This window comes from Gordonia sp. X0973 (assembly GCF_013348785.1).
Lineage (GTDB): Bacteria > Actinomycetota > Actinomycetes > Mycobacteriales > Mycobacteriaceae > Gordonia.
The window spans coordinates 472,633-496,074 of record NZ_CP054691.1; the positions used below are offsets into that span (position 1 = coordinate 472,633).

General features: G+C 69.2%; 23 protein-coding genes. 7 read left to right on the forward strand and 16 right to left on the reverse strand.

The features are described from left to right. The first annotated feature begins 19 nt into the window (after positions 1-19). Entirely contained in the window at positions 20-835 is an 816-nt protein-coding gene (locus tag HUN08_RS02330; RefSeq protein ID WP_124245745.1) for a hypothetical protein, read from the forward strand. A gap of 25 nt (positions 836-860) precedes the next feature. On the opposite strand, the gene HUN08_RS02335 is transcribed toward HUN08_RS02330, so the two are convergent. Next, positions 861-2,174: a D-arabinono-1,4-lactone oxidase gene (locus tag HUN08_RS02335; protein WP_124246212.1), complete on the reverse strand. Its 1,314-nt coding sequence runs from the start codon at positions 2,172-2,174 to the stop codon at positions 861-863. After that, positions 2,171-3,421, reverse strand: a complete 1,251-nt coding sequence (locus tag HUN08_RS02340; RefSeq protein WP_124245744.1) for an alanine racemase — start codon at positions 3,419-3,421, stop codon at positions 2,171-2,173. The genes HUN08_RS02335 and HUN08_RS02340 overlap by 4 nt, the downstream gene beginning before the upstream one ends. Before the next feature lie 136 nt (positions 3,422-3,557). Here HUN08_RS02340 and HUN08_RS02345 point away from each other — a divergent pair, with 136 nt between their 5' ends. The 3 genes from HUN08_RS02345 to HUN08_RS02355 all read left to right on the forward strand — a co-directional run bounded on the left by HUN08_RS02345 (position 3,558) and on the right by HUN08_RS02355 (position 7,532). Continuing rightward, complete coding sequence (locus tag HUN08_RS02345; RefSeq protein ID WP_124246211.1) at positions 3,558-5,318, forward strand: FAD-binding dehydrogenase; 1,761 nt, start codon at positions 3,558-3,560, stop codon at positions 5,316-5,318. A gap of 75 nt (positions 5,319-5,393) precedes the next feature. Beyond that, positions 5,394-6,803 carry a serine hydrolase gene (locus tag HUN08_RS02350; protein ID WP_165353350.1) on the forward strand — a complete coding sequence of 470 codons (1,410 nt, stop codon included), beginning with the start codon at positions 5,394-5,396 and terminating at the stop codon, positions 6,801-6,803. Positions 6,804-6,950: 147 nt separating this feature from the next. Next, positions 6,951-7,532, forward strand: coding sequence for a TetR/AcrR family transcriptional regulator (locus HUN08_RS02355; protein WP_124245742.1), 582 nt, complete (start codon positions 6,951-6,953; stop codon positions 7,530-7,532). 16 nt (positions 7,533-7,548) lie between these two features. On the opposite strand, the gene HUN08_RS02360 is transcribed toward HUN08_RS02355, so the two are convergent. Both HUN08_RS02360 and HUN08_RS02365 read right to left on the reverse strand, forming a co-directional pair. After that, on the reverse strand, positions 7,549-8,805 hold the full coding sequence (locus HUN08_RS02360; protein WP_124245741.1) for a CdaR family transcriptional regulator: 1,257 nt from the start codon (positions 8,803-8,805) through the stop codon (positions 7,549-7,551). Beyond that, positions 8,802-9,878: a hypothetical protein gene (locus HUN08_RS02365; RefSeq protein ID WP_165353349.1), complete on the reverse strand. Its 1,077-nt coding sequence runs from the start codon at positions 9,876-9,878 to the stop codon at positions 8,802-8,804. The genes HUN08_RS02360 and HUN08_RS02365 overlap by 4 nt, the downstream gene beginning before the upstream one ends. Before the next feature lie 187 nt (positions 9,879-10,065). Between HUN08_RS02365 and HUN08_RS02370 the strand changes: the two genes are divergently transcribed. Next, a complete protein-coding gene (locus HUN08_RS02370) occupies positions 10,066-10,926 on the forward strand; it encodes an SGNH/GDSL hydrolase family protein (RefSeq protein WP_124245739.1) in 861 nt (286 codons plus the stop codon). A gap of 13 nt (positions 10,927-10,939) precedes the next feature. On the opposite strand, the gene HUN08_RS02375 is transcribed toward HUN08_RS02370, so the two are convergent. The 4 genes from HUN08_RS02375 to HUN08_RS02390 form a co-directional block, all read right to left on the reverse strand. After that, complete coding sequence (locus HUN08_RS02375; RefSeq protein WP_124245738.1) at positions 10,940-13,000, reverse strand: prolyl oligopeptidase family protein; 2,061 nt, start codon at positions 12,998-13,000, stop codon at positions 10,940-10,942. A gap of 65 nt (positions 13,001-13,065) precedes the next feature. Further along, on the reverse strand, positions 13,066-14,163 hold the full coding sequence (locus tag HUN08_RS02380) for a linear amide C-N hydrolase (RefSeq protein WP_124245737.1): 1,098 nt from the start codon (positions 14,161-14,163) through the stop codon (positions 13,066-13,068). A gap of 49 nt (positions 14,164-14,212) precedes the next feature. After that, positions 14,213-15,430, reverse strand: a complete 1,218-nt coding sequence (locus HUN08_RS02385) for an NADH:flavin oxidoreductase (protein ID WP_124245736.1) — start codon at positions 15,428-15,430, stop codon at positions 14,213-14,215. After that, positions 15,427-16,041, reverse strand: coding sequence for a TetR/AcrR family transcriptional regulator (locus HUN08_RS02390; protein WP_124245735.1), 615 nt, complete (start codon positions 16,039-16,041; stop codon positions 15,427-15,429). The genes HUN08_RS02385 and HUN08_RS02390 overlap by 4 nt, the downstream gene beginning before the upstream one ends. Before the next feature lie 109 nt (positions 16,042-16,150). On the opposite strand from HUN08_RS02390, the gene lpdA reads away from it, so the two are divergent. After that, a complete protein-coding gene (gene lpdA / locus HUN08_RS02395; RefSeq protein WP_124245734.1) occupies positions 16,151-17,536 on the forward strand; it encodes a dihydrolipoyl dehydrogenase in 1,386 nt (461 codons plus the stop codon). A gap of 16 nt (positions 17,537-17,552) precedes the next feature. Next, positions 17,553-18,317, forward strand: a complete 765-nt coding sequence (locus HUN08_RS02400; protein WP_124245733.1) for a PIG-L deacetylase family protein — start codon at positions 17,553-17,555, stop codon at positions 18,315-18,317. A gap of 9 nt (positions 18,318-18,326) precedes the next feature. On the opposite strand, the gene HUN08_RS02405 is transcribed toward HUN08_RS02400, so the two are convergent. The 8 genes from HUN08_RS02405 to HUN08_RS02440 all read right to left on the reverse strand — a co-directional run bounded on the left by HUN08_RS02405 (position 18,327) and on the right by HUN08_RS02440 (position 23,439). Beyond that, positions 18,327-18,962 carry a helix-turn-helix domain-containing protein gene (locus tag HUN08_RS02405; RefSeq protein WP_124245732.1) on the reverse strand — a complete coding sequence of 212 codons (636 nt, stop codon included), beginning with the start codon at positions 18,960-18,962 and terminating at the stop codon, positions 18,327-18,329. Positions 18,963-18,986: 24 nt separating this feature from the next. After that, a complete protein-coding gene (locus tag HUN08_RS02410) occupies positions 18,987-19,775 on the reverse strand; it encodes an ABC transporter permease (protein WP_124245731.1) in 789 nt (262 codons plus the stop codon). Further along, entirely contained in the window at positions 19,772-20,512 is a 741-nt protein-coding gene (locus HUN08_RS02415; RefSeq protein WP_124245730.1) for an ABC transporter ATP-binding protein, read from the reverse strand. Before HUN08_RS02415 ends, HUN08_RS02410 begins: the two co-directional genes overlap by 4 nt. 3 nt (positions 20,513-20,515) lie before the next feature. After that, positions 20,516-20,983, reverse strand: a complete 468-nt coding sequence (locus tag HUN08_RS02420) for a hypothetical protein (protein ID WP_124245729.1) — start codon at positions 20,981-20,983, stop codon at positions 20,516-20,518. Continuing rightward, positions 20,980-21,339 carry a cupin domain-containing protein gene (locus tag HUN08_RS02425; protein WP_124245728.1) on the reverse strand — a complete coding sequence of 120 codons (360 nt, stop codon included), beginning with the start codon at positions 21,337-21,339 and terminating at the stop codon, positions 20,980-20,982. The genes HUN08_RS02420 and HUN08_RS02425 overlap by 4 nt, the downstream gene beginning before the upstream one ends. A gap of 41 nt (positions 21,340-21,380) precedes the next feature. Next, a complete protein-coding gene (locus HUN08_RS02430) occupies positions 21,381-22,175 on the reverse strand; it encodes a class I SAM-dependent methyltransferase (protein WP_124245727.1) in 795 nt (264 codons plus the stop codon). Between the two features lie 71 nt (positions 22,176-22,246). After that, positions 22,247-22,888 (reverse strand): class I SAM-dependent methyltransferase, encoded by a 642-nt coding sequence (locus tag HUN08_RS02435; RefSeq protein ID WP_124245726.1) that lies wholly within the window; start codon positions 22,886-22,888, stop codon positions 22,247-22,249. 20 nt (positions 22,889-22,908) lie between these two features. Next, positions 22,909-23,439 (reverse strand): carboxymuconolactone decarboxylase family protein, encoded by a 531-nt coding sequence (locus tag HUN08_RS02440; protein ID WP_124245725.1) that lies wholly within the window; start codon positions 23,437-23,439, stop codon positions 22,909-22,911. Positions 23,440-23,442: the final 3 nt, after the last annotated feature.

Below are 23,442 nucleotides of genomic sequence, written 5' to 3' on the forward strand. Positions count from 1 at the left end.
TGCTGGGTACGCTGACCGGATGCGAAGTCTCGTGGCCTTCCTCGCCGGCCTGATCGCGGTGGTCGGGATCGTTGCCGCCCTGCCATCGTTGTGGGTCAGCCAGCGCGTCATCAGCCCGACCGGATTCACCGCGACGGCGCAGAAGATGGCCGACAGCAGCGAAGTCCGGACGTTCATGGCGGACACGATCACCGACCAGATCGGCAAGCAGGCGGGGTCCGCCGCCGGCGCGCTGGCCCGCCCTTTCGCCGTGCGATACACCAGCTCCGAGGGCTTTACCCACGACTTCGTCGACCTCGCGCAGCAGCAGCACCGGTGGCTGTTCGATTCGCCGCCGCCCGGTGTCGACCCGTCGGTGATGCGCCTGGACCTCACGAATATGGTGCGGCGGGTCGCCGGTCAGGTGAATCCGTCGCTGGCCGCGGCGGTCCCCGGGCCGATCCTGGTCGCCGTGAGCCAGCGCGATCAGGCGCTGGAGGCGGGCCGCTACCACGACATCGGCAGGAAGATTCCGCGATACGCCTACGGCAGCGCCATCGTCGCGCTGATCGCGGCGCTGGTCGCACTCCTGTTTTCCCGACGCCGCGCGGCGATGCTGGCGTGGCTCGGTTTCGGCGGCGTCCTCTCCGGCGCGGTCGCGTGGGCCGGCGGATACTTCTTCGCCTCGCGCGCGAAGGACGAGTTCAGCGGCACCGAGGCCGGGGTGCGGGAGGTGGCGCAGTCGACGATCAACGGGCTGGTCGGCGACCTCCACGAATGGGCGCTGATCGTCGGCGGCGCCGGCGCGGTCCTACTCGTCGTCGGGCTGCTGGGCCGGGTCCTCGTCCGCGACTGAGCGCGGACGGCGACTGACCTCGGACTCAGTCGCCGAGCACGCGGGTGAGGTAGTCGTTGCCGAAGACGCGGTCCGGGTCGTACCGGTCGCGCACCGCGCGGAACTCGTCGAAGCGCGGGTACACGGTGCGCAGGTAGGCGGCGTCGCGCGTGTGCATCTTGCCCCAGTGCGGGCGCCCGCCGTGCCCGGTCAGGATCTCCTCCACGTCGGCGAAATAGGCGGCCGAATCGGCGGGGTCGTCGCGGTGGTAGCGGTGGACGGCGATATAGCCGCTTGCGCGACCGGTGGCCGTGGACAGCATCAATTCGTCCGCGGCCGCCGCGCGCACCTCGATCGGGAAGCTCACGCGGTAGCGGCGCCGGTCGATCATGGCCCGGATCTCGCGCAGGGCCTCGGGGATCTCCTCGACGGGGATGGCGTATTCCATCTCGCGGAACCGCACGGCGCGGTCGGAGATGAAGACCTTCGTCGACGAGTCGACGATGGTGCGCGCCGACAGGGCATGTCCGCTGAGCTGGTTGATTGCGGGTACGGCGGCGGGCACCGTCCGCCCGACCGCGCAGAGCATCCCGAAGAGCTTATTCGAGAGCAGCTCGTCGTCGACGTAGCGCCGCAGCCGCGACGGCCCGGTCCGTGCCGTCGTCGTGGGCAGCCGGGTGTTCGTCTTGGTCAGGCAGCATTCGGTGTGCGGGAACCAGTAGAACTCGTAGTGGTCGATCGATCCGATGGCGTCGGCCCAGCCGTCGAGGACGTCGTCGAACCGACCGGGGGCCTCGACGGCCCGCAGGTGGAAGGCCGGCACGCACCGCAGGGTGATGTCGACGAGCACGCCGAGTGCCCCGAGGCCCAGCGCGACCGCGGCCAGGTCGGGGTCGTGCTCGGCGAGGGTCACCGATTCGCCGCGGCCGTCCACCAGCGTGGCGCCGACGATCTGGGTGCTGATGCCGCCGAAGCCCAGCCCGGTGCCGTGGGTGCCGGTGGAGGTGGCGCCGGAGACGGTCTGCCGGTCGACGTCGCCGAGGTTGGCCATCGCCAGACCCATCGGGGCCAGCAGCGCGGGGATCTCGTGCAGGTGGGTTCCGGCGGCGAGAGTGACCCGCGAGGCGTCGGGATCGGCCGAGACGAGGCCGCGCAGCCCCGACAGGCGGAGTTGGATATCGGTCGGCACCCCGATGCCGCTGAAGCTGTGGCCGGCACCGATCGGCTTGATCCGGCGCCCGGTGGCGCGGGCGTCGGCGACGAGCGCGCGGATCTCGTCGACGGTGGACGGGGTCTCGACCGTCGGGTCGGCGGTCTCGGTGCGGCCCCAGTTCTGCCAGTGTTCGGTGCTGCCGGTCATAGGAAGCATTTCCCTTCTCCCCGATAGGTCGGGACGACGTCGATGACTTGCGGGCCGCCGTCGGCGCCGCGGTCGATGATGGCCACTTCGTTCGCGTGCTCGGCCGGCTCGCCGGATTTGGTGTGGCGGAACCAGACTCGGCCACCGACCTGGAGCCGTTTTGCCGCGTCGCCGCGCAGGGGGGTCTGTACCTCGCCGGCGGCCTCGCTCCCGATATACGAAAGTCCTTGTGGCCACACCGGTTTCGGCAGGCGATCGGCCGCCGGCGGTCCCGAGGCGATCCACCCGCCGCCGAGGACGGTCACGATGTCGCGGGCCGGGCGGCGCACCACGTCGAGTCCGAAACCCATTGCCGGGGCCGGTTGGAAGTGGGCGTAGCCGTCGAACAGGTGCCCGCCGAAGAAGCCGCTGCCCGCGGCGATGTCGGTGACCGAGCGGTCGGCGGCGGTGACTTCGAGGGAGCCGGTGCCGCCGGCGTTGACGAATTCCAGCTCGGCGTATTCGCCGATGGCCCGGATGGCCTTGCCGCGCCGGTCGAGCAGTTCGCGCATCGAGCGCGCCTGGATGACTCCGATCGCCTTGTTGCGCAGCGCCGATCCCTCGGTGTCGTTGGCCAACCCGGCCACCTGCGCCTCGTAGGACATGACTCCGACGAGGCTGAATCCGCGTCGGCCGGTGATCTTCCGGGCCAGGTCGCGGGCGTCGGAGACCGAGTGCACCGGGGAACGGCGCACCCCCAGGTGCACCAGCCCGCCGGCGTAGCGCAGTGAGGCGTCGAGGTCGATGGCGACGCGGACCGGTTCGCGCGCCGACGGCGGCACGGCCCGGTCGATCAGGTCGAGGTGTTCCACGGAGTCCACCAGCAGGGTGACCCGCGAGCGGGCGGTGTCGTCGGCGACCAGTCTTTCGATGGCGTCGACATCGGCCGACGGGTAGCCGAGCAGGACGTCGGGGAGGTCGGCCGCGGTGGCGAGCCAATGCGCCTCGTCGACGGTGTAGGCCAGCACACCGGCGAAGCCGTCGCGCCGCAGGATGTCGCTGATCACCGACCGGATGCGCAGCGACTTGCTGGCGACGCGGATCGGCACCCCGCCGGCCCGGCGCGCCAGGTCGGCGATGTTGTGCTCCAGGGCGATGGCGTCGACGGCCAGCACCGGAGAGGGCAGGCGCGCGGCGCGCACGGCGGCATCGATCGCCGCCCAATAGGACCGCGGATCGTCGACCCACACGGGACGGTCGGCGCTCATGGCATCAATTCTGGCTGGGTCTTGTCTTCAACTCGCACGCGGACTACGGTAACCGAAACTATTCGTTCGAACGAACGAATCCGAGATCTGTCGGCCCACCAGGTCGAAGGGGGATGCTGTGCCGGTATCGAAGAGGATGGTCACCCGCCGGCAGGCGCTCGCGGGGAGCGCCGCGGCTGTTGCCGCGGTGGCCTTCGCGGGGAGGACCGCGACCGCGGCGGGCAGTCCGTCGCAACACGCCGACGCCCTCATCGTCGGCCACGGGCTGTCCGGACTGGTCGCCGCCTGCGAACTCGCCGCCAGGGGCAAGAAGGTCGTGATCGTCGACCAGGAATCGGAGAAGAACCTCGGCGGCCAGGCCTTCTGGAGCCTCGGCGGGCTGTTCTTCATCGACTCGCCGGAGCAGCGCCTGATGGGCATTCGCGACACGCTCGACGACGCCCGGCGGGACTGGATGACAACCGCGGGATTCGACCGCGGCGCCGACCGGCGCGACGGCGAGGACTACTGGGCGCGCCGATGGGCGGAGAAGTACCTGGAATTCGCGGCTGGCGAGAAGCGCGATTGGCTGGCCGGGATGGGGGTGTCGTGGGTGCCGGTGGTCGGCTGGGCCGAACGCGGCACCGGCCGGCGCCGGGATCCCGGGAACTCCGTGCCGCGCTTCCACATGACCCTCGGCACCGGTCCCGGGATCGTGGAACCCTTCGAGCGCCGCGTTCGCGAGTTCCAGCGCGCCGGACTCGTCCGCTTCCGCTTCGGTCACCGCGTCGACGAACTGCTGACCGTCGGTGGTGCCGTGACCGGCGTGGCGGGGACGGTGCTCGCGGACCACGGTGCTCCCCGCGGCAGGGCGGGTACCCGCGAACCCGTCGCCGGATTCGAGCTCCGCGCCCCACTCGTGATCGTCGCATCGGGCGGTATCGGCGGAAACCAGGATCTCGTCCGCAAGTATTGGCCCGCGCGGCTGGGAACCCCGCCGGCCTTCATGGTGACCGGTGTGCCGGCCCACGTGGACGGCCGGATGCTCGACATCACCGCACGCGCGGGCGGCCGACTCGTCAACCGCGACCGCATGTGGCACTACACCGAGGGCCTGCGGAACCACTCCCCGATTTGGCCCGGCCACGGCATCCGCGTCCTGGCGGCGCCGTCGTCGATGTGGTTCGACGCGACCGGCCGCCGATTCCCCAGCCCGGGCATCCCGAGCCTGGACACCCTGGGAACCCTCGAACTGATCCAGAAGACCGGCCACGGTCACTCGTGGTTCGTGTTGAACCGCGAGATCATCGCGAAGGAGTTCATCCTCTCCGGTTCCGAGCAGAACCCCGAGCTGACGGCGAAGAACCTGCCCGCCTACCTCGCGAGTCGTACCAGGGGCGTACCCGCGCCGGTGCAGGCCTTCGTCGACCGTGGACCCGACTTCGTCACCGCCCGGACCATCGGCGAGTTGGCCGGCAAGATGAACCGCCTCGCCGGAAACGATCTGCTGAACGCCGACGAGCTCCGCCGACAGGTGGCGCATCGCGACGCCGAAGCGCGGAAGCCGCAGTCGACCGACCCCGGCATCCGGCAGATCCGCCGCTCGCGGGCCTACACGGGCGACAACCTGTTCCGGACCACGGAATTGAAGCCCATCACCGACGCCGGCGCCGGGCCGCTCATCGCGATCAAGATGAACATCCTGACCCGCAAGTCGCTCGGCGGTCTGCAGACCGACCTGTCCGGCCGGGTGATCGGCGGCGACGGACAACCCGTTCCCGGGCTCTTCGCGGTCGGCGAGGCCGCCGGTTTCGGCGGCGGTGGCTACCACGGCTACCGCGCACTCGAGGGCACCTTCCTGGGCGGTTGCCTGTTCACCGGGCGACAGACCGGCCGTGCCGCCGCCCGCATGCTCTGAACAATCGCAACGACGGACTGCCGGTCCCCCGTACCGGGGGCCACAATGAATCAGCTGAAGAGAATGGACACCCCCATGACCCACACCCGCCGCCGCCTCGCACAGCTCTGCAGCGCGCTGGCCATCACGACCGCCGCAGTGGCCGGCCAAGCCGCGCAGGCGCAAGCGACGCCCACGGCGATCAACGGCTGGCGACACCAGATCACCGATTCGCGCTCGCTGCTGGCGGCGGTGCAGGGCGGTGAACTGCTCGGCGTCCCACCCCTTCCGGACCTCGCATCCGGTGCGGCCGCCACCCTGGGGTCTCCCGAGTACTGGTCCAACTGGGTGCATGAAGCCATGCGCAACAACAAATTCCTGCTGCCGCTTCCGGTCGACGTCATCAAACCCGACGTCTTCCTTCCCCATCAGACGGTGGCCGCGGGGGCGCCCGCCCCACTTCAGGTGAAGCCGGCGGCCTTCGACGTCGGAGCGGTCACGTACCGGTGGTCGGGTCGTACGAAGACGGTGCGCGACTTCGTCCGGGACACCGGGACCGACGCCCTGCTCCTGACCCACAACGGGTCCCTTCTCTCGCAGACCTACGCCAACGGCTATCGGCGGGATCGGAAACACCTCGGGTGGTCGGCCACCAAATCCGTGATCTCCACCGTCGTGGGCATCGCCGTCGACGAGGGGCGGATCGCCTCGCTCGATGACCCGATCGACCGGTACGTCCCCGCCCTCCGTCGCACCGCGTGGCAGGGGACGACCATCCGCAACATCCTTCGCATGCGGTCGGGGGTCAAGTGGGATGAACACACCTCGGAGATCTCCAAGAACGACCAGTTCCTGCAGTGGATCGATCTCGCCCTGGACTACTACTCGAACGGTCGAATCGGCAAGACCCGCAATGGGTTCCTCCGCTCCTTGCCCCGCGTCGAACCGCAGGGAGTGAGGTTCAACTACAACAGCGGCAACACCCAGGTGCTGGGATGGATGCTGGAGTCGATCTACGCGAAACCGCTGAGCAGGGTCCTCTCCGACAAGATCTGGAAGCCGGCCGGTATGGAGGCCGACGGGGCGATCATGACCGATCGCACCGGGGCGGCCCTGGGCTCGATGTCGCTGTTCGCCCGCCCGGTGGACTTCCTCCGGTTCGGCGAGATGATCCGCAACGGAGGAGTGGCGGGCAACGGTCGTCGGGTGGTGTCCTCGGCCTGGGTCACCGAGGCCACGACGAACCGCAAGCCCGCCCGCGACGCCGGTGACGAGCACCAGGGCTCCTACGGATACCAGTGGTGGTCCGGCGCGACACCGCGCGGTTTCCAGGCCAACGGCTTCCAGGGGCAGTACATCACCGTCGTCCCGGAGAGCTGTCTGACCGGCGTCCGGATGGCGCACACCATGCAGATGGCGCCGTCGGGTGACTTCGCCGGCCAGGGAAACGACGAATGGCACACGGTCCTGCGCGCGATCTCGAAGCGCGTAGGGCCGTGCGGATAGTCCGGGTCACCCCGGCTTCCCACCGATGCCGACGGCCGTACTGGCTCGACGGTGCGGCGGCGACCCCTGGGTAGACTCCGGGAGAACCGACACCGAACGACGTCGAAGCCAATCCGAGCCTGGCGACCGCTTCCCGGGAGGAACCACATGGCCAACGCCGTCCGTGACCAGATCCTCGCCGTGACCCTCGATCTGATCGGCGAGAAGGGAATCGGCGGCGTCAGCAACCGCGCGATAGCAAAGGCCGCCGGTGTCTCCCTCGGAACCCTGACCTACCACTTCGAGAGTCAGGAGGACCTCCTGAGCGAGGCCCTCAACCTGTTCGTCGACGACGAGGTCGCGCGCCTCACCGCCATCAAGGAACGCCTGGCGACGACGAGCCCGCTCGACGTCGAGGCCACCTTCGAACAGGCCCGGATCGAAGTCGAAGACCGCGCGAACCGCAACGGGCAGATCGCCCAGCTCGAACTGTATCTCCACGCATCGCGCGCGGAAGGTCTGAAGGACGCCGCCCGCCGTTGCTTCGCCGCCTACGATCAGGTCGCCACCTCACTGCTGGAAGGGGCCGACCTTCCCGGCTCGACGCGCTACGCCCCGCTGTTCGTCGCGCTCGTCGACGGCCTCGAACTGAGGCGGCTGGCCGTCGACGCGCCCGCGATCGACCTCAGCGAGGCCCTCGACATCGTCCGCGCGGGAATCGAATCGAGAAGCGCAGCAAGCGAAGGGTGACGGCCGCGACCCGGGGCTAGCGAGCCGGGTCCTCGTCGGCGACCCGCCGCCGATCGTTGGCGGCGAGCACGGCGCCAAGTGCGGTGAGGACGTCGACGGGACGACTCAGGTTCAGCCCGGTGAGATCGGAGATCTTGCGCAGCCGATATTGGACGGTGTTCGGGTGCACGTGCAGCGATTCGGCCGTCGACGTCGAATTGCATTCGCTGTCCAGGTAGGTCTCCAGGGTCCGCCACAGCACCGGGTCGTCGGCGATGGGATCCAGTCGGGCAGCGTTCAGGCGGGTCGCACGGGTGGGGCGGCTGAGCTGGAACTCGACTGCCAGATCGTCGAACCGGACGACCGGTCGATGCGTCGACTTGCGCCGGGCGATCGCGACCAAGTCCTGGAGCTGCGGGATGACGCTCGGGATCTCCTCGGTCCGAACCAGGTCGACGGCACAGGTCGTCCGCACGCCCATCCGCTGGGCGAGTTGCTCCAGGCGCCCCTTGAGTTCGCCGAATTCGTCCGCCTCGGTCGTGGCCGGTCGCGAGCGGAGTGGGACGAGGGCCACCCCGCCGCATGCCGTCACCGAGTACAGCGCCTCGCCGCGGCCGATGCCGTCGAGCTGCCGGCGCAGGCGACGTGCCTTGCGCGCCGCGGCGACGGTGTGGGAGACGCCGTCGTCGGTCTCGTCGGAGCTCGGATCGACGGTGACGGCCACCGCCCAATACTGGTCGGCCACCGTCAGGTGGAAGCGGTCCGCGGCCGCGGTGTGGTCGTCGCCGGCGAGCAGCGCGTCGAGCAACTCGACGTGCCCGGGACGCGGATCGGGTGCGCCGATGCCGTTGTCGACGTCGTAGCCGGCGATCACCGCGCCGGTGGCACTGCGCAGCCACCGGAAGACCCGATCGCCGATCTCGGCGAGCGTGCCCTCGGCGAAGGCGCCGCCCCCACCGTCGAGCCCGTTGACGATGCGCAACCATTCGCGGGCGCCGATCTGATAGGCATCCAGGACGGCACCGAGGGGCACCTGTTCGTCGGCACGGTCGCGCGCCGACTCCTCGAGTTCGGCGAGCTCGGCCGGGGTCGGCGCCGCGCCGGTGGCGATGACGCGGACGACCATCTCGAAGTTGCGGCGGACGATGCGCCGGACGTCGCCGTTCACCGTCTCGTCGGGAAGCGAGCGGTAGAAGTCGACTTCGCTCCGGATCCGGGTCACCACGTTGCCGACGATGGTCGCGGTGCGCTGCGCGAGGTGGTCGGCGAGACGAAGGGGCTGGTCGGCGGTCATCGGCCGGGATTCCCGGTCGGCTCGGTGAGCGGCCGCTTCGGCAGGGCGCGGGCCGCCACCCGATTGCGCTTCACCTCGTCGAAGGACTTGTCGTGCGGCAGCGACCAGTCTTTGCCGAGGAAGACCCGGGCCGCGGCGGGATCGTGGTAGGCGACGTGCATGAGCCACGCGGTCGTCACGCCGAGGAAGGGATTGGTCCGCGCCGACCGTGCGACGTCGAGGTGATGGGCGGTGCGCGACACGGCGAAATACGCCGGGGCCGATTGCATGCCGTTGAACTGCCACATCGTCTGCCACGCCCACGGCGGCACGATGTTGTCGAGGCGGCCGCCGAGGACGAGGGCGGGCACGTTGACGGTGCTTCCGAGAGCGAGTGGGCCGTTGGCAATGGTGAAGACCGAGACGACGTGGAACCGCGGGTCGATCGCGGTGCCGGTCGACGGATAGAGCGAGGCCGCCTGAAGTGCGCCCTGGCCCCCGGCGGAGTGCCCCGCGTAGCTGATCCGGGACCAGTCGACCCGTCGGAACAGCGGATTGCCGGGGTCACGACTCATGTAGGCCAGCACCGCCGTGCCGAGCGAGGGCACCTCGATCAGGGAGTTCCAGAAGGTGAACGGCATGGCGATGATGAATCCGTGGCTGGCCCAGTTGCGGGCGAGTGCCGTGTACTGCGACGGATTGCCGCCGATGCCGGGCATGAAGATCACCGCCGGGTAGGGCCCCTTCGCCGCCTTGCCGAAGGGTGCGAAGATCTGCACGCCCACCGGCGACTCCGGTCCGTAGGGGAAGGCCAACGAGCAGGTCATCTCTTCCTTGATGCCCTCCCCGCGCGCCTGCAGCAGCATGATCATGCCCATGAGCGAGGACGAACACTTCGTCGGCGCGTAGTTGGTCGCCACCTTGAGCGGCCCCGGTTTGGTGAAGTCGGCGAGCGGGCCGGCCGGCGTTGCGCCCGGCATCGAGCGTGGCGGAGCCGGCTGGACCGGCGCGGCCGTGGCCACCGGCACGGTCGCACCCGCCGCGGCGACCACCACCGAGGCGGTACACGCCGTAGCCGCAAGAATTTTTCGCACCGTGATCCCCGTCATACGGTCAATGGTGGCGTCGGATTGGCCCTTCACGATTAGTTTTTGCCACAAAGGTCAGCCTGTTCAATTGGGGCCGTCCACTAATTCTCGCCATTGGCGCCCGATCCGATTCGCGCGCGGCGTGGACGGCGCTACCCTCTGACCGAATTATCGGATCGAGAGGGGTTGCGTAGTGAGTACATCGATGTGGGGTCGGCTGGTCGCGGTCGTCGGTGCCGGGGTGTTGCTGATGGCCGGGCCGGTGGTGGCCCCGGCGACGGCGGCCCCGTCGAACGAGTATGTCGCGCTGGGTGATTCGGCGGCGGCCGGTCCGCTGATCGAGCCGCAGGACCGCTCGGTGCCCGGCTGTCTGCGCGCCGAACAGAATTACCCGGCGGTCATCGCGGCCCGCCTGGGCCTCCGGTTGCGCGACGCGACCTGCTCGTCGGCGAAGTCCTCCGACGTATACGCCACCGCGCAGCGCACGATCCTGTCCGGGGCGGTGCCCGTCCAGACGTCGCACCTGTCCGCGGCGACGCGGCTGGTCACGCTGACCGTCGGGCTCAACGATGTCGGCGCTTTCCCAATTGCGCTCTCCTGCGTCGACCTCCCCGGCTCGACACCGTGCAGCCAGCGCTACCGCCACGGCTCGCGGGACGGGTTGATGGCGCGCATCGACGGCCACGGCCGCGTGTGGGGTGCGATGCTCGACGCCGTCCGACGCGGTGCGCCGAACGCGAAGGTCGTCGTCGTCGGTTACGGCAACTATGTCCGCAAAGGCGGCTGCGCCGAGCAGCCGATGCGCCCCGCCGACGCCGACTACCTGCAGAGTGTCATCGCGCGGGCCAACGCTGTGATGGCCGCCCAGGCGAAGCACCGGGGCGTGCGGTTCGTCGACATCGTGCCGATGGGCGTCGGGCACGATATGTGCGCCCCGGCCGCGCAGCAGTACTACTTCGGCCTCGTCCCGTCGCGCGTCGGCGTGCCGATCCACCCGACCGCACTCGGCATGCGGGCGACGGGAAGGTATGTCGCCGACCGAATCGGCCGGTAGCGGCGGGTCGGCCTCATTCCGGCGAGCCGAGCTGCTGCCACAGGAACTCGTAGGCCAATGCGGCGAGGAAGGCGGACTGCTTGTTGTCGGCCGCGCCGCCGTGGCCGCCCTCGATGTTCTCGTAGTACCAGACGTCATCGTGGCCGGTCTGCTCGAGCTTCGCCGCGAACTTGCGCGCATGCCCCGGGTGGACGCGGTCGTCGCGGGTCGACGTGGTGATGAGGATGGCCGGGTACTGCAGGTCGGCGCGGACGTTGTGATACGGCGAGAACGGCTCCATGAACGCCCACTGCTCGGGGTCGTCGGGGTTGCCGTATTCGGCGACCCACGAGGCACCCGCGAGGAGCTTGTGGAAGCGCCGCATGTCGATCAGCGGCACCTGGCACACGAGGGCGCCGAACAGTTCCGGGTAGCGGGTGGCCATCACCCCCATGAGCAGGCCGCCGTTGGATCCGCCCATCGCGCCCAGCTGTGCGACGGTGGTCATGCCGTCGGCGACCAGCGTCTTGGCCACCGACGAGAAGTCCTCGTACACCTTGTGGCGGCCGGCCTTCTGCGTCTGCGTGTGCCACGTCGGGCCGTATTCGCCGCCGCCGCGGATATTGGCGATGACATAGATGCCGCCCTCGCTGACCCAGTTGAGACCGGGGCCGGGTGAGTATCCGGGTACCAGGGCGTTCTGGAAGCCGCCGTAGCCGTACAGCAGGGTCGGACCGGATTCGACGTCGCGACGGCGCAGGACGAAGTAGGGGATGCGCGTGCCGTCGTCGGAGGTGGTGAAGCGCTGTTCGGCGACGACGTCGGTCGCGTCGAAGAACGCGGGGGAGTGCTTGATCGGGGTGACCCCGTCGGTGGAGGTGCCGTAGAACAGTGTCGGCGGTGTGGTGAACGTGCTCGCCGACGCGAATATCTCGTCACTGTCCTCGGGATCGGTGTCGACGATCCCGATGGTGGCCAGTTCCGGCAGCCCCGGCAGCGAGGCCGGCTGCCAATCGCCCAGCGTCAGCAACGACACCCGGGTGACGACGTCGTGCAAGGTGGTCAGGATCAGGTGCGACTTGGTGAAGTCGTAGTCGGCCAGACTCGTCGATGCGTCCGGGGTGAACAGCACCGTCACGTCGCGATTGCCCGCGAGGTAGGCGGCATAGTCGAAGACGAGCAGGCTGCCCGGCTCATACGTCGACCCGCCGAGGGCCCACGGCGAGCGGGGCATCACGAACAACCACTGCCGGTAGGGCGCGGCGTGTGCGTCGGTCGGCACGTCGAGCAGGGCCAACTCCCCGTCGGGGCCGACCTGGTAGATGAGCGAGTTGTAGAAGTCGGTCGAGCGCGAGGCGAAGATGCGCTCGAAACCCGGCGTGCTGTCGTAGGAGGCGCCGGCCGAGACGTCGGTGACCTCGCCGGCGAACACGACGGGCGCGTCGGCCAGATCGGTGCCGCGGACCCAGCGCTTGGCGATGCGCGGATAACCGGATTCGGTCATCGACGGCCCGCCGTCGGGTGCGGTGCCGAAGTCGGTGCTGACGAGCACGGTGTCGGCGTCGATCCACCCCACCGACGACTTCGCCTCCGCGAGTGCGAAGCCGCCGTCCTGCGGTTTCACCCATTCGCGGGTCACCAGGTCGAATTCGCGGACCACGGTCGCGTCGGCACCCTCGCGGGAGAGTGAGACCAGGACGTGGCGACGATCGGTCGATCCGTCCCGCGGGCGCAGCACGGCGGCGCCGTGCCACACCCACTTCACGCCGTCGGCGGCGGCGAGCGCGTCGACGTCGATCAGTACATCCCACTCGGGGGAGTCGGTGCGGTAGGACTCCAGCGTCGTGCGCCGCCACAGGCCCAGCGGGTTCTTCGCGTCGACCCAGAAGTTGTAGAGGTACTCGCCGCGGCGGCGCACCGGCGGGATCTTGTCGTCGCTGTCCAGGATCGCCAACGTCTGGTCCCGGATCTTCGCGAAACGCGGTGTGGTGGCGAGGGTTTCGAGCGCGCGCCGGTTCTTCTCCCGCACCCAGGCGAGTTGCTCCCCGCCTTCGACGTCTTCGAGCCATTCGTTGGGATCGGTTGCTGCGCTCATCGGTCCATCATGCATGAACGGCCCCGGTGGTCCCGGGGCCGTTCATGTGAATGGACGAGCGGTGCCTACTCGGAGTCGATCAGCTCGGCGTACTTCTCGTCGACGAGGTCCTGTACGTCCTTGCCCTTGGCGATGGCCTCGTGCGCCTCGGCCACGACCTTGCCCAGATTCGCGGCCTGCTCGATCGAGACGATGTGGAACTTGCGGCGCTTGCGGAACTTTCCGGTCACGTTGCCGGAGAGTCCGCCCTCGGTCTCCAGTCCCTTGACCAGGTCCAGCTTCTCCTCGCCGGAGCCCTCGGCGAAGTCGAGGTCGGCGAGGTCGACCCACACGATATTCGGCGCGGTCGTCGACTCGAAGACGTAGCGCAGGTTGGTCAGGTCGCTGACGGTCTGCCACAGGGTCTGCGAGGCGTCGGGCTTACCCGGCTCCGGCGTGCGGAAGGGCTGGGCGGCGTTGCGGATGATGCTGAACATCGCCGCGATGGCCTGCGTCTGCGATTTCGGCTGCACCTGGTGCTTGACGTAGTAGAGGGCGCGCGCGAACCGATCCTTCGCATCGCAGGTGCCGGGGAGCGGGTCGTCGCCGCCGAGCCCCTCGACCTTCTTGACCAGCTCGAGTTGCTGGTCGTACGACGGCGAGTTGGTCATCACCCAGTACTCGTCGGAGTGGTAGACATCCAGCTTGCCGTCGATGTACTCGAAGACCACCGAATCGCCCCGAGCGTCGTCGAGGGCCAGGTGGATGGCGGGTTTGCTGCCGCCGGTCGGATCGTCCATCGGGATCACCTGCGGGTTGTTCGCCTTGGTCCACTCGACGGCTTCGGCGACGGTCGCGAAGTTGTCCAGGTAATACTGCATCCACACCGACATCGACAGCTGCGGGCGCGACTCGTCCGGCTCGCCGTATTCGGATTCGGCGAGCCACAGGACGTGACCGGCGAGACCCTTCTCGTTGATCCCGTCCGCCGAGAGCAGGTCGAAGACACCGGCGATGACGCTTCCGTACTTCGCCGTCCACCTGAGCTTGCCGTTCACTCGGTCGTCGCGCTCGATGCCGCGGGGGAGCTTCCACAGGTTGGTGTGGAGATCCATGTGGAAGTCCATGTTTCGGCCGACGACGACCGAGCCGTTGGCATCGGGCCACATAACGCGAGTGCACATAGCGAGTCCGCTTTCGTTTGGAGGGTGGGGTCTCGCCGGTGAGGCTACGCTACGCCGGCACCTCGCCGGTTCGGATCGGACACCGCGTGTGGCTGTAGATCGTCGGCATGCACAGATTGCAATGGGTGCACCGCGATGTGGTCGACGGATCGGCGGCGATCCGCATCGGCAGATCGGGTTCGCGGAGCAGCGCCCGGCCCATCGCGACGAAGTCGAAACCTTGGGCCATCGCCGTGTCGATAGACGAGCGGTCGGTGATCCCGCCGAGCAGGATCAGCGGCATCCGCACGGCCTGCCGGAGCTGCTGCGCGAGGGGCAACAGGTAGGCGTCGGTGTAGGGGTAGTGCTTGAGGAAGACCGGGCCGCCGACCCGCAGCCCCCACTTCATCGCGCCGTGGAAGGCGTCGGCGAACTCCTTGCGCGGGGCGTCGCCGTGGAACAGGTACATGGGGTTCAGCAGCGAACTGCCCGCGGTGGGCTCGATCGCGTCGAGGTGGCCGTCGGCTTCGAACAGCCGGGCGACCTCGCAGGCCTCGTCGACGTCGAAACCGCGCAGCGGGCCGCGTCGCGGGGTGCCGTCGTACATGTTGAGTTTGGCCCAGACGGCGACATCCGGCCCGACGGCCTCGCGCACGGCCGCGGCCACCTCGCGGGCGAACCTGGCCCGGTTCACCAGGGAACCGCCGTAGGCGTCGCGGCGGCGGTTCAGCAGCGGCGAGAGGAAGCTCGACAGCAGGTAGTTGTGGCCGCAGTGCAGTTCCAGTGCGTCGAATCCGGCGTCGACGGCGATCCGCGCGGCGTCGGCGAAGGTCGTGACGAGTCCGGCGATCTCGTGGGCGTCGGGGGAGTGCGTGATCGACATCCCCATCGGGGCCGGGATGGCGCTGGCGGCCAGGGCCGGGGCGCGGTTCGACACGGAGTTGGCGACCGGACCGGCGTGGCCGATCTGCGCGGCCGCCTTGGCGCCCTCGCCGTGAATCGCGGCGGTGAGGCGGCGCAGGCCGTCGACGGCCTCTGGCCGCAGCCAGATCTGGTGGCGGTCGGTGCGGCCGCCCGGGCTGACGGCGCAGTAGGCGACGGTGCAGATCCCCACGCCGCCCGCGGCGTGTTCGCGGTGGAATTCGACGAGGTCGTCGGTGACCAGCGCGTCGGGGGTCATGCCCTCGAAGGTCGCGCACTTGATGAGCCGGTTGCGCACCGGCATCGGGCCGAGGGTCGTCGGCGAAAACGGGTCGGGGACCGGGGCGGAGGGCGATGTCGTGCTCATGCGGGCTGCTTTCGGGATCGGGTCCGGCCGCGGGGCCGGGGAGCTGTGGGCGCGGAGAGGCCGGCCACGACGAAACCGCGCAGGGCGGCCAGCGCGTCGTCGGAGAGCGGTTTGCGGTCGCTGCGGCCGAAGGCGGCGAGGATGAGGTCGAACGCCAGCGCCCAGCGTGCGCGCGCCGTCGCCTCGTCGAGATGCGGGAGCAGTGCGCTCCATTCCGCGAGCGACGTCCACAGGCCCTGGCCGGGCCACCTGGTCTCCGGCGCGTCGGCGACGAGTCGGGCGAGCAGGTGCAGGTGGGCGCGCCCGAGCGGGTCGGACTGGATCCCGACGAACGGGGCGAGCACCGCGTCGACGATCTCGGGGACCGTCGATTCCGGGGTGATGGTGGCGCGCGCCGTCGCCCACCGCGGGACGAGCCGATCGTCGAGCAGGGCGACGACCAGGTCCTCCTTGGTGCCGAAGTGGTAGTGGACGGCGGCGACGTTGGCGCCGGCGGCGGCGCAGATGGCGCGGACCGAGACGGTGTCGTAGGGCTGGGCGGCGAACAGTTCCTCGGCGCATTCGAGGAGGCGTTCGCGTGTCGCCTGCGGGGTCGTCGCAGCGGTGGGCATGACCCCAGTACACCTCATTTCAATCAATGTTTCAATCAATGATTGAAACCTACTCGCGAGTATCGGGTGACCTCTGCGTGGCGATGCGCCGCGGGCTACGCTGAAGGTCGTGTCAGAACACTTTGAAACCGTTGTCCTGGGAGCAGGACCCGGTGGGTATGTGGCCGCGATCCGGTCCGCCCAGTTGGGTCTGTCCACCGCCGTCATCGAGGAGAAATGGTGGGGGGGTGTCTGTCTGAACGTCGGCTGTATCCCGTCGAAGGCATTGCTGCGCAACGCCGAGCTGGCGCACATCTTCAACCACCAGGCGAAGACCTTCGGCATGAGCGGCGACGTGAGTTTCGACTTCGGCGCCGCCTTCGACCGCAGCCGCAGCGTCTCCGACGGCATCGTCAAGGGCGTCCACTTCTTGATGAAGAAGAACAAGATCACCGAGATCGACGGGTACGGCGTCTTCAAGGATGCGAAGACCATCACCGTCGGCGACCGCGAGATCACCTTCGACAACGTCATCATCGACACCGGCTCGGAGGTGAAGCTGCTGCCCGGCGTGCAGCTCTCCGACAACGTCGTCACCTACGAGACGCAGATCCTGACCCGTGAGCTGCCGTCGTCGATCGCCATCGTCGGCGCCGGCGCCATCGGTATGGAGTTCGGCTACGTGCTCGCCAACTACGGCGTCGACGTCACGATCATCGAGTTCCTCGACCGCGTACTCCCCAACGAGGACGCCGACGTGTCCAAGGAGATCGCCAAGGAGTACAAGAAGCTCGGCGTGAAACTGCTGACCTCGACCAAGGTCGGGTCGGTCGCCGACAACGGCTCCTCGGTCACCGTGACCTACACCGACGCCAAGGACCAGCCGGGCGAACTCACCGTCGACAAGGTGCTCATGTCCGTCGGCTTCGCGCCGCGCGTCACCGGCTACGGGCTGGAGAACACCGGCGTGGCACTCACCGACCGCGGCGCCATCGCGATCGACGACAATATGCGCACCAACGTCCCCGGTGTCTACGCGATCGGCGACGTCACCGCGAAGCTGCAGTTGGCCCACGTCGCCGAGGCGCAGGGCATCGTCGCCGCCGAGACCATCGCCGGCGCCGAGACGATGACGCTGGGCGACTACCGGATGATGCCGCGGGCCACCTTCTGCCAGCCGCAGGTCGCCTCCTTCGGGTTGACCGAGGCGCAGGCGAAGGACGAGGGGTACGCGGTCAAGGTGACCAAGTTCCCGTTCACCGCCAACGGCAAGGCCCAGGGCCTCGCCGAGACCGCCGGCTTCGTCAAGCTGATCACCGACACCACGCACGACGAATTGCTCGGCGCGCACCTCGTCGGCGACAACGTCTCGGAGTTCCTGCCCGAGCTGACGCTGGCGCAGAAGTGGGACCTGACCGCCAAGGAATTGGCGCGCAACGTGCACACGCACCCGACGATGTCGGAGGCGCTGCAGGAGGTCTTCCACGGCGCCATCGGCCACATGATCAACCTGTAAGCCCGGTCGCGAATCCGTGGCCACGGTCGTCGTCTTCCACGCCCACCCCGATGACGAGGTCATCCTGACCGGTGGCACCATCGCGCGGCTCGCCGCCGACGGTCATCGGGTGGTGGTCGTGGTGGCGACCGACGGCAACGTCGAGGGGCCGGACGACGCGCCCGGTGACGCGCCGGACCGGATCGCGGAGCTGCGGGCCAGTGCCGCCGTGCTCGGTGCCGCCCGGGTGGCCGCCCTCGGCTACGCGGACAGCGGCTTCGGCCCGGAGTTCTACCCGGACCCGCCCGGACGGGTGCGATTCGCCCGTGCCGACACCGAGGAGGCCGCCGGGCGGTTGGCCGAAATCCTGCGCGACGAGCGGGCCGACGTGCTGTTGAGCTACGAGGCCAACGGCGGATACGGCCATCGTGACCACGTGCAGGTGCATCCCGTCGGTGAGCGGGCCGCCGAACTCGCCGGTGTCGGCCGCGTGCTGTACGCGACGATGCCGCGGGAGACGTTGATGCGCGGGCTGCGGATCGCGACGGCGCTGCGGCTGCCGTATTTCTACGGCCCCGACGTGGTGCCGACCGCGTACAGCCCGCGCGACACCATCACCCACGAGATCGACGTGCGGTCGGTGGCCGGGGTCAAGAAGCGTGCGTTGGCCAAGCATGTGTCGCAGGTGCCCGCGGGCTTGAGGTTCTGCCCGACGCCGTTGTTCGCCCTGTTCACCGGGCGGGAATGGTTTGTCGAGCGCGGGGTCGCGGCGGCCGGGAAACCGGCGGGTCGGCTCCTCTGACCGGCGGGATCAGCGAATCGGCGTGAGGCGCAGGACGATGGAACAGTCGGTGCCGGCGGGGTCCGGCGCGACGGTGACCTCGTACTGATCGGCCAGCGCCGGATCGGCGTCGAGTGCCTGCCGCAACGCGCCCTCGACGATGCCCTGGGCGACGGCCGAGTCGGCGCGGGTGATGTCGCGCAGCGGGCACGAGCAGATCGAGAGTTCGTGTTCGCCGAAGACGCTGGCCGCGCTGCGGACCTCGAAGCCGAGACGGGACAACGCCGTCTCGACGACGTCGACCGGATCGGCCACGCCGGGAGAGGCCGTGCGCGGTGCGACGGGTGCGGCCCACCGGCGACCGATCTCGACGGCCGCCGTGCGCCGCGACTGCTCGTCCTCTCCGAGGGTTGCGACGAGGAGCCCGATCAACCGGGCCTCCGGTTTCGCGGCCGCCGCCGCGTATCCGCTGCGCGGACGCCCGACCGTGGTCGACGGCAGGGCGACCGGCTCGACGAGCCCGGCGTCGATCAGCTTGTTGAGGTGGAAGCGCGCGGTGCTGATGTGCAGGTCGAGGGCCTGCGCCACGTAGGCGACGTCGACGGGCTCGTCGGCGGCGTCGACGGTGGCCAGCACGTGGTCGCGTTGGCGGGCGCGGCTGCTCATGGGAGGCATTCTAGTTGCTGCGGGCTAATTCCTGCGCCGCCGGACAATCGTGGCGGCAATGCCGACGGCGAGGATCAGCGCGGCGCACAGCGCGAAATAGGTCAAGGCACCGTTGCGCCCCCACGGCGGGGTCAGGGCGAGCCATTGGCCGGTTCCGTAGATGCCGTTGAGGAAGGGCATGAACTGCTGGACCTTCATGCCGCCGGGCACCAGCGCGATGGCGTTCTCGAGGAAGCCCGCCCACAGCAGCATCAGCGCGATGGCGGCGACACTCGAGCGGGTGGCGGCCGCCAGGCCGATGCCGAGGGCGGCCGCACAGAACGCGAAAACCGGTACCGCCCAACAGAATCGGAGACCGGCTCCGGTGAGCAGCCCGACCTTGCCGTAGACGACGGGGAACAGGTGCGGCAGTGTCGTCAGCAGCAGCACGGTCATGCCGAGGACGGCGGCCGCGGCGATCGCGCCGTAGTAGAGGGAGCGGGCCAGGATCATCGTCGACGGGGAGCGGAAGAGGAAGCGTTCGGTCTCGGCGGCCGGGCCGCGCACCGTCGATCCGTGGGCGTGGGCGGCGCCGACCGCGAAGATCAACACGCCGACGTCGATGACGCGTGTGATCGAGTTGTTCGGCTCCACCGGCGTGACTCCGATCTCGCCGGTGTTCATGGTGGCGAGCTTCTCGAATACCGCCGCGACGACATAGGTCATGAGCAGCGGCACCCCGATGCCCAGCGGTACCGCGACGAACCACCACGGACTGCGGCGACCGCCGGCCCGGACCGCCTCGGTGCCGACGGCCCGCACGATCGACCTCATGCGGCGCTCCCGGGCTCGGCCGCCGCTGCGCCGACCGCCCGCAGGTAGGCCTGCTCGAGGTCGTCGGTGCCGGTGGCGGCGAGGAAGGCACTCGGCGGCTGGTCGACGATCAGCTTGCCGCCGTCCAACACGAGGATCCGGTCGGCATTGCGCCGCACCTCGTCGAGTAGATGGGAGGCGACGACGACGGTCCGCCCCTCGTCGGCGAGTTCGCGCAGCAGGTGGCGCAGCCAGATGATCCCGGCGATGTCGAGCCCGGCCTGTGGTTCGTCGAAGAGTAGGACCGGCGGCTCGCCGAGCAACGCGCCCGCGATGCCCAGTCGTTGACGCATGCCGAGCGAGAAGCCGCCGATCGGACGGTCCGCCGCCGCCGCGCCGAGCCCGACCAGGTCGAGCAGCTCGTCGACCCGATGATCGTCGATCCCCGCCGAGCGGGCGATCCACCGCAGGTGCCGTCGGCCGGTGTGCCTGCGGTCGAACCCGTCGATATCGAGGTGGACGCCCAGCTCGCGACTCTGCGTCGCGCCGAGCGGTTCGGCGTCACCGGGCCGACCGCGGATCGTGACGGATCCGCGGTCGGGGGTGACGATCCCGCTGATACAGCGGAGCAGGGTCGACTTACCCGCGCCGTTGAGGCCGAGCAGGTAGGTGAGCGAACCAGGCGCCACCTGCGTGGTCACGTCTTCGAGGACCCGCCGCCCGTCGTACCGTTTGGTCAGGCCGTCGACGCGGAGCACGTGTCAGGCGTTGCAGTAGATCGGCAGCCCGACGGTCTTGACGCCTTTGCACATCGAGCTCGACGCCAGCTTCCAGTTGCCCTGGTAGACGAAGTCGATCGGCATGTTGATGTCGGGGCGACCGGCCGAGCGCGCGTGCATCTCGATGGTGGCGCGGTTGCCCTTGCGGGTGATCGGACCGCTGACACCCGCCGAGCCCTTGGGGGCGCGGAACAGGCCGAGGTTGTAGACGGTGCGCGGCACGACGACGGCATTGTGGCCGCCCTCGACGTTGGCGGCCTTGGCGTCGTCGGATGCGGGCGTCGCGACGAGGAAGTGCACGATGTTGTTGAGATCGCCCGCCGTCGGGTTCTTCGTCGTGACCGTGAAGTTGGCGGGCAGCGCCGACGCGGGGCCGGCGACGGTGCTCACGCCGACCGATGCGGCGCCGGCGACGGCGAGGGTGATCATTGCGGTGCGGATGGTTTTCATGGGGTTCCTTTCGGATTGTTGTGATGGGGGGTGAGGACGATCAGGGAAAGAGCGGAGTCCTCGGTGGCGGTGAGCGCGTGGGTGATCTCGGCTTCGACATGGATGGCCGTGCCGGGGGTCAGCACCGTCGTCGTGTCGTCGACGGTGAACTCGACCCGCCCGGCCTGGGCGACGACGAGGATCGGCCAGCGCGCGGTGTGCTCGGGCATCGTCTGACCGGCGCGGAAGCTCAGGCGGACGACGGTGGCACCGGACAGGTGCGCCATCGCCTTGATATCCGGGCTGGTGGCGTCGGGCAGTCCCAACGCCGTATCGGCGAGTCCGGTGATGACGGTTTGTTCGGGTGTGTCGGTCATGGGCTGCTGACCTCTCCTCGGTCGTTGGGTCGGTCGTCGGGTCAGTCGTTGCGGGTGGCGATGATCTCGATGGCCGCCAGGTTGTCGCGGTATTTGCGGAAGGTCTTCCGCATGCCGAGGACTCGACGGCGGGCGTCGCCGTTGCGGATGACGTTCCCGGCGAACTTCAGGGCGCCGCCGAGCCCCTCGTCGGCGATGATGCGGCGTGGCTGGAGGAGGGCCATCGGGGCGAAGCGGACGGTTTCGACGGTGAATCCGGCGTCGGTCAGGAGTGCCCGCCACTCGGCCTCGGTCAGCGGCCGGGCGTTGACCTTGATCGAGCGGGCCAACGACTGGCGGATCTCCTTCTTCTGCTCGTCGGAAAGGGTGTCCGGTTCCAGGGCGAGTTCGTGGATCGCGTAGCGGCCGCCGGGGCGCAGGACGCGCTTGGCCTCGTCCACGATCTGCGTCTTGCCCTTGTCGGACTGCATGGTCAGCATGGCCTCGCCGATGGCGACGTCGACGCTCTGCGCGTCGAGCCCGGTGCTCTGCGCCTCCCCGGTGCTCACGGTTCCCCGTGTGCCCACCACCGCGCCGGCGAGTTTGGCCGCGGCCTCGTCGGATTCGACACCGCGGTAGCTGCGCGGGTCGCGCGCGAGGATTTCGACCGCGGTGCGGCCCAGCCCGGGGGCGATCTCCAGGACGTCGGCGTCGGCGAGGTCGGCGTCGGCGAGTAGCTGTTCGGTCAGTTCCCGGCCGCCGGGGCGCAGGACGCGCTTGCCGAGCTTGGCGAGCAGCCAATGCCCGGGCATGTCCTCCTCGGGACGGTTCGCATACGGCAGCTCACTGGTGGCCATGGGGACTCACGCTCCTTATTAAGAGAATGAGTCTACGGTAAATTAAGCAACCCTAATTTGGCTAGCCTTAATTAACCTTGGTCCTTCGTGGCGAGGACGAACTGCCCTTGATCGACGACGGTCTGCTCGATCTGGGCCACACCGTTGCGGCGCAGCCGGTCGGGGATCTCGTGGCGACCGAAGAAGTGGTATCCACCCAGGTTGCCGATGGTTTCGACCCCGGGGAGCGACGAGACGGCGGTCCGCACCGAGGTGAAGATCGCGATCTCGCCACCCGGCTTCGTGACGCGCACCAACTCGTCGACCACCGGCAGCGGATCCGGGATCAGATACAGCGCGGCGAAGCAGGCGACGGTGTCGAAGGAGCCGTCGGGGAACGGCAGGTGGTGTGCGTCGCCGCGGACGAAGGTGGTCTTCGCGTGGGGGGATCTCGCCGCCCGCGCCAACATCGCCGCGGAGAAGTCGACGCCGACGCAGCGCCCGTCGCCGGTCAGGTTGGCCGCGAGGCGACGGGTGTAGAGGCCGGGACCGCAGGCGACGTCGAGGATCTGGCGTTCACCGGCGCGGGCGAGGTAGGCGGTGAACGCCTTGTCGTATTCGGCGGTCGCCGTACCGCCGAGGCTGAACAAGCGGGTGAACGTCGGCCGCCACGCGGCCTCGTAGACGGCGGAGAAGACCGGGTTGGCCATGAGCCGCTGCGCGATGGTGGGCATGGTTCGCCTGCCGGGTCGCGTCAGCCGTCGCGCTGTACGCGCAGCACGCCCAGAGTCGTCGCGAGCGAGTCGTACTGCGAGATGAGCAGGACGAAGGAGATCAACTGGGCCTCGTCGAGGTGCCGGGCGACCGAGGCCCAGGTGGTGTCGGAGATGTCGCGGGACTGGACCATCTCGTCGACGGCCAGCAGCATGGACCGTTCGCGGTCGCCCCACCCGGCGTCGGGTCCCTCGATGATGCGGCTGAAGGTCGCTTCGTCGATGCCGGCGCGTTTTCCGAGTTTGCGGTGGTGATCCATCTCGTAGTCGCAGGATCGCAGGTGGGCGACGCGGATGATGATCATCTCGGTGTCTTTGCGCGAGAGTTTGCCGAACGGCATCATCCGTGCCGAGTAGTACAGCCAGCCGCGGAACAGGCCCTTGCTGCGGCCGAGGGTCGAAAAGATGTGTGCGTCGTCGACGCCCTGCACTTTCGACGCGCCGCGGGAGAAGACCCAGTTGAACAGGCCCAGCTCACGCAGGCCGCCGGGTTCGATGCGAGGTGTGGTCATGGG